The 6,853-nt window shown below is 65.5% G+C and carries 7 protein-coding genes and 1 other RNA gene; 4 read left to right on the forward strand and 4 right to left on the reverse strand.

What is annotated here, in order from left to right; all coding sequences use genetic code 11:
- Positions 1-10 precede the first annotated feature (10 nt).
- Positions 11-781: a hypothetical protein gene (locus RT662_RS09720; protein WP_313670511.1), complete on the forward strand. Its 771-nt coding sequence runs from the start codon at positions 11-13 to the stop codon at positions 779-781.
- Positions 782-802: 21 nt separating this feature from the next.
- Here the strand turns inward: RT662_RS09720 and ffs are convergent.
- Positions 803-893: signal recognition particle sRNA small type (gene ffs / locus RT662_RS09725), an RNA gene on the reverse strand.
- A gap of 98 nt (positions 894-991) precedes the next feature.
- Here ffs and RT662_RS09730 point away from each other — a divergent pair.
- From RT662_RS09730 to RT662_RS09740, 3 genes are read left to right on the forward strand one after another with little or no spacing between them, the layout of a single operon-like run.
- Positions 992-2,665, forward strand: coding sequence for a DNA polymerase III subunit gamma/tau (locus RT662_RS09730; protein ID WP_313670512.1), 1,674 nt, complete (start codon positions 992-994; stop codon positions 2,663-2,665).
- 8 nt (positions 2,666-2,673) lie between these two features.
- The gene (locus RT662_RS09735; RefSeq protein WP_313670513.1) at positions 2,674-3,000 is read left to right on the forward strand and encodes a YbaB/EbfC family nucleoid-associated protein; all 327 of its coding nucleotides are present in this window, start codon (positions 2,674-2,676) and stop codon (positions 2,998-3,000) included.
- Between the two features lie 23 nt (positions 3,001-3,023).
- Positions 3,024-4,121, forward strand: coding sequence for a zinc-binding dehydrogenase (locus tag RT662_RS09740; protein ID WP_313670514.1), 1,098 nt, complete (start codon positions 3,024-3,026; stop codon positions 4,119-4,121).
- Between the two features lie 66 nt (positions 4,122-4,187).
- On the opposite strand, the gene mtgA is transcribed toward RT662_RS09740, so the two are convergent.
- The 3 genes from mtgA to RT662_RS09755 are packed head-to-tail and all read right to left on the reverse strand — an operon-like array spanning position 4,188 to position 6,801.
- Positions 4,188-4,880, reverse strand: a complete 693-nt coding sequence (gene mtgA, locus RT662_RS09745; RefSeq protein ID WP_313670515.1) for a monofunctional biosynthetic peptidoglycan transglycosylase — start codon at positions 4,878-4,880, stop codon at positions 4,188-4,190.
- 39 nt (positions 4,881-4,919) lie between these two features.
- On the reverse strand, positions 4,920-5,834 hold the full coding sequence (gene rpoH / locus RT662_RS09750; protein WP_313670516.1) for an RNA polymerase sigma factor RpoH: 915 nt from the start codon (positions 5,832-5,834) through the stop codon (positions 4,920-4,922).
- 4 nt (positions 5,835-5,838) lie between these two features.
- On the reverse strand, positions 5,839-6,801 hold the full coding sequence (locus RT662_RS09755) for an RluA family pseudouridine synthase (RefSeq protein ID WP_313670517.1): 963 nt from the start codon (positions 6,799-6,801) through the stop codon (positions 5,839-5,841).
- Positions 6,802-6,853: the final 52 nt, after the last annotated feature.

Below are 6,853 nucleotides of genomic sequence, written 5' to 3' on the forward strand. Positions count from 1 at the left end.
GCCCTGTCCGATGCGCCTGATGCCCATCTTCCTCGCCGCGCTGCTGGCCACTCCGGCCACCGCGCAATTGTCCGTCACCAAGCCGACGCCGCTTGAATTGCCGGTTACCATGGCGCCGCACCAGGGCGCGCTGCTGGTCGCTTTCCGCCGCCCCGATGGTTGGAGCGCGGGCAAATCCGGCACCATTGCCTTTGCCCGTTATGATCCGGCCCGGCACGACATGATCGCCCGCCCCAAGGATGCCAAGAAGAACGGCGACACCAACACCTACTGGATCCAGGTTTCATCCAAGGATCGCAAGGCGGCGCTGGAATATCGGCTGATGCTGGTTTCGGCCGGCGATTACGTGCTCTACGGCGCCGCGCCCGGCCCCGGCGGCATGGTGATGAACAGCTTCTGCTACAATAGCGTCACCCTGAGGGTGAATGCCGGCGAAGTCGTCTATTTCGGTGACGTCACGCCCTATATCGCGGCCAAGCGCGCTGATGGCGGCCCTTTCTATTTCGGCATGCCGTGGAGCTGGCACCCGGACGAGGCGAAAGCCGCGCTGGCCAGCCAGCCGGCGCTGCAGGCGGCATTCAAGCCGGGCGAACTGAAGGGTGGCGCCAGCTACAGCTGTTCCGGCCAGATGATGACGGCCTATGATCTGCCGGATCTGCCGCGTTTGCCGCCGCTCACCGCCGAGGAAAAAGCGAAGATCGCCGCCGAAGCGCTGGTGGCGCCACCGCGCCAGGCCGGGCCGAACACGGCGCAAACGCCGATTCTCGTGCCGGTTCGCTGATCGGGCTGCGCTGATGGGGTGGGAGCCGGGAACGACCCAGACCGGAATCGTTGCGGCTGCTTCCTTCCGGACCTGACCGGGTTGGCGAGCGGCCTGTCCGCCCAGCTCCCATCGCGCATATGGCGGCTGTGGCGCCGAAGTGCAAGCCCGCAAAGCTGGCGTGACGGGCAGAGGTGACGGAGGGGGCGCGGCGCGGTAAGACAAGGCCAAATGTCAGACGAATCCGATATCGCCTTTCCGGGCCTCGAACTGCCGGCAACCGCTCCGGCGCCAACGGCCTCTGGGGCCTATCGCGTGCTGGCGCGCAAATATCGCCCGGCCACCTTTGATTCGCTGCTCGGCCAGCAAGCGATGGTGCAGACCTTGGGCAACGCCATCGCGCGTGGCCGGCTGGCGCAAGCCTGGCTGCTGACCGGCGTGCGCGGCGTGGGCAAAACCTCCACGGCGCGCATCATTGCCAAGGCGCTGAACTGCATTGGGCCTGATGGCAACGGCGGCCCGACCATCAATCCGTGCGGGCTGTGCGAGCCCTGCGTTGCCATCGCGGCCGGCCGCCATATCGACGTGGTGGAAATGGACGCTGCATCGAACACCGGTGTCGATGATGTCCGCGAGATCATCGAGGGCGTGCGCTATGCCGCCGTCTCCGCCCGCTACAAGATCCACATCATCGACGAAGTGCACATGCTGTCGAAGGCGGCGTTCAACGCGCTACTGAAAACGCTGGAGGAACCGCCGCCGGGCGTGAAATTCATCATGGCCACCACCGAGGTGAACAAGGTGCCGGCCACGATCCTGTCACGCTGCCAGCGCTTCGACCTGAAGCGCGTCTCGGCCGAAACGCTGGCCGAGCATTTCGCCCGCATCCTGGAACAGGAGCAGGTGCAGTTTGAAACCGACGCGCTGGCATTGGTGGCGCGGGCCGCCGAAGGCAGCGTGCGCGATGGCCTTTCCATCCTCGATCAGGCCATTGCCCATAGCGGCGAAACCATCACGGCCCACCATGTTCGCGACATGCTGGGCCTGGCCGACCGCGGCGCTGTGCGCGCCCTGTTTGGCCATGTGCTGGAAGGCCGGGTGGGCGAGGTGATGGCCGCTGTCGCCCGCCAATATGATCTGGGGCAGGATCCGGCGCAGCTGATCCGCGAGCTGCTGGGACTGGTGCACGGCATCACCCGCCAGCGTCTGGCGCCGCGGCGCGATCCGCTGCTGTCGGCCGAGGAACAGTCGGCGCTGGATGGCTGGGCACAGGCGCTCACCTTCCCGCGGCTTTCGCTGCTGTGGCAGATGCTGCTGAAAGGCCTGGAGGAAGTGCAATCGGCGCCTGTGCCGCTGCAGGCTGCCGAAATGGCGTTGCTGCGGCTATGCCATGCCGCCGATCTGCCCGATCCGGGCGCGCTGGTGAAACAGCTGCAGCAGCAGGGCGCGACCGCTGTTGCCCCATCCTCCACCGCCCCTGCCCCATCTGGCGCACCCACCGCCGCTCTGCCCGCCGCACCGCCGGTGAGCGCGCCGCCGGCCGGCGAAATGCCCGCCAGTTTCGAAGCGATGGTTGCGCTGTTCCGCCGCCAGAGCGAGGCGCGTCTGGCGCATTATCTGACCGACGATGTGCGGCTGGTAAGCTGGGCCCCGCCCCGGCTGGCGCTGGCCGCTGCTGGCCTGCCCAAGGACGTGCCGCTGGCCATCGCGCGCAGCCTGGAGGAATGGACGGGCCAGAAATGGCAGATCGAATGGCAGAGCGAAGGCGGCGAGCCCAGCTTGCGCGAAACAGAACTCGCCCGCCTCGCCACGCTGGAAGCCCAGATGCGTGCTGATCCCACCGTCGCTGCGCTATTGGCGGCCTTTCCCGAAGCAGAACTCTCCCCCCTCAAACAAACGGCCTGAGAAGAACCATGCCCAGCATTGAAGAACTTATGAACGCCGCCCGCAACGTGCAGGAACAAATGGCCCGCGCCCAGGCCCAGCTCGACCAGATCGAGGTGGAAGGCGCGTCCGGCGGCGGCCTCGTGACGGTGCGCGCCACCGCCCGCGGCGCCGTGCGCGGGCTGAACATCGATCCCTCGCTGCTGACCGCTGACTCCAAGGAAATGCTGGAAGACCTGATCGTGGCGGCCTTCAATGACGCCAAGACCAAGGCCGATCAGGCCGGCAGCACCGAGATGGGCAGGCTGACCGCCGGCATGCAATTGCCGCCGGGCTTCAAGCTGCCCGATTTCTGATTTCAACCAAGGAACCAACGTCCATGCGCCAGCTTCAATCAACCATCACCTCTGCCGGTGAACTCATCCTCGCGCTGGCCGACGTGCCGGAGCCGGAGGCTGGGGCCGGCGAGATCAAGATCCGCATCGAAGCAGCGCCGATCAATCCGTCGGACATCGGCCTGCTCACCGGCGCGGCCGACATGACGACGGTGCAGGCCACGCCAGGCGCCATTCGCGCCACCGTGCCGCCGGCGCTGATGCGGGCGATGGCAGCGCGCGCCGATCAGGCGATGCCGTGCGGCAATGAAGGCGCCGGCACCGTGGTGGCGGCCGGCGCGGGCGCCGAGCATCTGCTGGGCCGCAAGGTCGCCATCATCGGCGGCGCGACCTACGCCGAATATCGCGTGGTGAAGGCCGATGAAGCGTTGCTGCTGCCGGAAGGCGCGACCGCCGAGCAGGGCGCGTCCTGCTTCGTCAACCCGCTGACAGCGCTGGGTTTTGTCGAGACGATGCGCGCCGAAGGTCACAGCGCCATCATCCACACCGCCGCTGCGTCCAACCTCGGCCAGATGCTGGTCAAAATCTGCAAGGCCGATGGCGTGCCGCTGGTCAACATCGTGCGCTCGGCCGAGCAGGTGGCGATTCTGAAGGGCATCGGCGCCACCCACGTGATCGATTCGACTGCGGCCGATTTCATGGCGCAACTGGTGGCGGCCTGCACCGAAACCGGCGCAACCCTGGCCTTTGATGCCATCGGCGGTGGCCAGCTGGCCGGGCAGATCCTCACTGCGATGGAAGCTGCAGTCAACGCGCGTGCCGGTGGCTACAGCCGCTATGGCTCGGAGGTGCTGAAGCAGGTCTATATCTATGGCGGGCTCGACATGGCACCGACCAGCTTCGGGCGCGGGTTCGGCATGGCCTGGGCGATGGGCGGCTGGCTGCTGTTCCCGCGCATGCGTACCTTCGGCCCCGGTACCTTTGCCCGCCTGAAGCAGCGCGTTGCCGATGAGCTGACAACCACTTTCGCCAGCCATTACAGCCACAAGGTGAGCCTTGAAGGCATGCTGGAACCCGAAGCCGTTGCCGGCTGGTATCGCCGCGCGACGGGGCAGAAATATCTGGTGGTGCCGACGGCATGAGGTGACGCGCACCTGCGGTAGTGCGTGGCCCCGGCTTTCGCCGGGGTCATGGTCACGCTCGGCCCGTCAATTCCACAGGCAGGAATCGATCCCCTCGTCGCGCACCACCTTCACCCGCCGTTCGATGCGGCGGGCATAACGGCGCACGCTTTTCGATGGCTTGGCCACACTGCGCTTGATCGGCTGCGGCAGGATGGCGGTCAAACGGGCAGCTTGTTTGGGGCTGAGGCGATCGACCGTGGTGCCGAAATAATGCTTTGAGGCCGCCGGCATGCCGTAGATGCCGGGGCCCATCTCGACGATGTTGAGATAGACTTCCATGATGCGCGGCTTGCCCCAGAAGATCTCGATGAGGCCGGTGAAATAGGCTTCCAGGCCCTTCCTCACATAGGATCGTTCCGGCCACAGAAAGGCGTTCTTGGCGGTCTGCTGGCTGATGGTGGAACCGCCGCGCAGCTTGCGGCCCTGGTAGTTGGCCTGCGCCGCAGCCTTCACGGCTTCAAAATCAATGCCGTGGTGATAGCAGAAATTGGCATCTTCCGCCCCGATCACGGCGCGCGGCAGGCTGCGTGACATGGCAGTGAGGGGCACCCACGCATATTGCACCTTCCGGCCATCCACGGAATCACGCGCCATCATCCAGGTCATCGGCGGCGGCAGGAAGCGATAGGCGATCACCCAGATCAGGCTGAGCACGAAAACAGCGCCGAGCACCCGGAAGAACCAGCTGACAAGAAATCCGATGGCGCGCCCGATCATGGCTGCATCTGCCGCCAGTCGGGCGCGGCCGTCAATGTGTTAGACTTGCTCCGGCAGCAACCGCTGTTCGGCCGCAGCTTCCTGCATGGCCTTTGCCAGCTTTTCAAAGGCGCGCACCTCGATCTGGCGCACGCGTTCGCGGCTGATGGTGTAACGCTGGCTGAGCTCCTCCAGCGTTTCCGGTTCGTCGATCAGGCGGCGCTGGGTGAGAATGTCGCGCTCGCGCTCGTTCAGGCTCGCCATCGCCGTTACCAGCAGCGTGTGGCGCTGATCACGCTCTTCGCTGTCGGCCAGCAGTTCGTCGGCCAACGGGCCATCATCGGCCAGCCAATCCTGCCACTGGCCTTCGCCTTCCTCGCGCAGCGGCGTGTTGAGGCTGGCGTCGCCGCCATGGCCCATGCGCCGGTTCATCGACACGACTTCGTCTTCATTCACGCCCAGCGTGGTGGCGATATGTTCGACCTGTTCGGGGCGCAAATCGCCGTCTTCCACCGCGCCGATCTTGCCCTTCAGGCGGCGCAGGTTGAAAAACAGCTTCTTCTGGGCCGCGGTGGTGCCGATCTTCACCAGCGACCACGACCGCAGGATATATTCCTGGATCGCCGCCTTGATCCACCACATGGCATAGGTGGCCAGCCGAAAGCCCTTTTCGGCATCAAATTTGCGCACGCCCTGCATCAGGCCGATATTGCCCTCGGCGATCAGTTCATTCACCGGCAGGCCATAGCCGCGGTAGCCCATGGCAATGCGCGCAACGAGCCGCAGGTGGCTGGTCACCAGCTTGGTGGCAGCCGCCGGATCCTGATGTTCGGCCCAGCGCTTGGCCAGCATATACTCCTGTTCCGGCGCCAGCAGCGGGAACTTGCGGATTTCGGCCAGATAGCGGTTCAGCCCGGCTTCCGAACCCAGGGCCGGGATGCTCGTCTGCTTCACGGCGGGAAGATTTGAAGTCATCGTGTCACTCCAGTCCGGTCCCATTCAGGCGACCGATCAACGCCACCATATCGGCTGGCAGGGGGCTTTCGAAACAAAGCTTTTCTTGGGTCACGGGATGCACAAACCCCAGTGTCGCGGCGTGCAGGGCTTGTCGCTCAAAGGCCAGATCCTTCAGCAGAGGCGCCAGCTTGCCGGGCGTGCGTCCGTACACGGCATCACCCAATAACGCATGGCCGATGGACGCCATGTGAACGCGAATCTGGTGAGTGCGGCCCGTTTCCAGCCGGCATTCCACTTGCGCTGCGCCGTCAAAGGCCGCCACGGTACGGAAATGGGTGATGGCATGCTTGCCGCGGCCATCCTTCACGATGGCCATCTTCTGGCGGTTGGTCGTGCTGCGCGCCAGCGCACCTTCGATGCGGCCGGCGGGCGGCACCGGCACGCCACCAACGACAGCGGTGTACCGGCGATCGACATCATGGCGGGCGAATTGCGCGGCGAGTCCTTCGTGGGCCTTGTCCGTCTTGGCGACAACCAGCAGCCCCGATGTGTCCTTGTCGATGCGGTGGACGATGCCCGGCCGCGCCACCCCGCCGATGCCCGAAAGCCGCCCGGCGCAATGGTGCAGCAGCGCGTTGACCATGGTGCCATCGTAATTGCCGGCGGCCGGATGCACGACCAGACCGGCCGGCTTGTTCACCACCAGCAGATGATCGTCTTCATGCACGATGGCGAGCGGGATATCCTGAGCGACTGTATCCGATGGGCGGGCTTCGGGCACGTCCAGCGTGAGCGCCTCGCCGCCTTTCATCTTGGTGGCCGGATCCCAGATCACCCCAGCCGGGCCAGTGAGCCGTCCGCCCTGCACCAGGTTCTTCAGGCGCTCACGGCTGTACAGCGGCACGGCTTCGGCCAGCGCCTTGTCCAGACGCTGGCCGGCCGCCGTGGCCGGCAAGGTGATCAATATCGACTTTTCAGCCCCCATAGCCTAGCGATGTTGGCATGAAGTTGCAGATATCAAGCGGGGATCGGCAGTT

The sequence above is a fragment of the Sandarakinorhabdus sp. genome, from assembly GCF_032115815.1.
Classification (GTDB): domain Bacteria; phylum Pseudomonadota; class Alphaproteobacteria; order Sphingomonadales; family Sphingomonadaceae; genus Sandarakinorhabdus.

What these genes read in the sequence shown, in the direction of transcription:
- RT662_RS09720 (WP_313670511.1), top strand. Translation starts at nt 11, where the DNA reads ATGCGCCTGATGCCCATCTTCCTCGCCGCGCTGCTGGCCACTCCGGCC.
- RT662_RS09730 (WP_313670512.1), top strand. Translation starts at nt 992, where the DNA reads ATGTCAGACGAATCCGATATCGCCTTTCCGGGCCTCGAACTGCCGGCA.
- RT662_RS09735 (WP_313670513.1), top strand. Translation starts at nt 2,674, where the DNA reads ATGCCCAGCATTGAAGAACTTATGAACGCCGCCCGCAACGTGCAGGAA.
- RT662_RS09740 (WP_313670514.1), top strand. Translation starts at nt 3,024, where the DNA reads ATGCGCCAGCTTCAATCAACCATCACCTCTGCCGGTGAACTCATCCTC.
- mtgA (WP_313670515.1), bottom strand. Translation starts at nt 4,880, where the DNA reads ATGATCGGGCGCGCCATCGGATTTCTTGTCAGCTGGTTCTTCCGGGTG.
- rpoH (WP_313670516.1), bottom strand. Translation starts at nt 5,834, where the DNA reads ATGACTTCAAATCTTCCCGCCGTGAAGCAGACGAGCATCCCGGCCCTG.
- RT662_RS09755 (WP_313670517.1), bottom strand. Translation starts at nt 6,801, where the DNA reads ATGGGGGCTGAAAAGTCGATATTGATCACCTTGCCGGCCACGGCGGCC.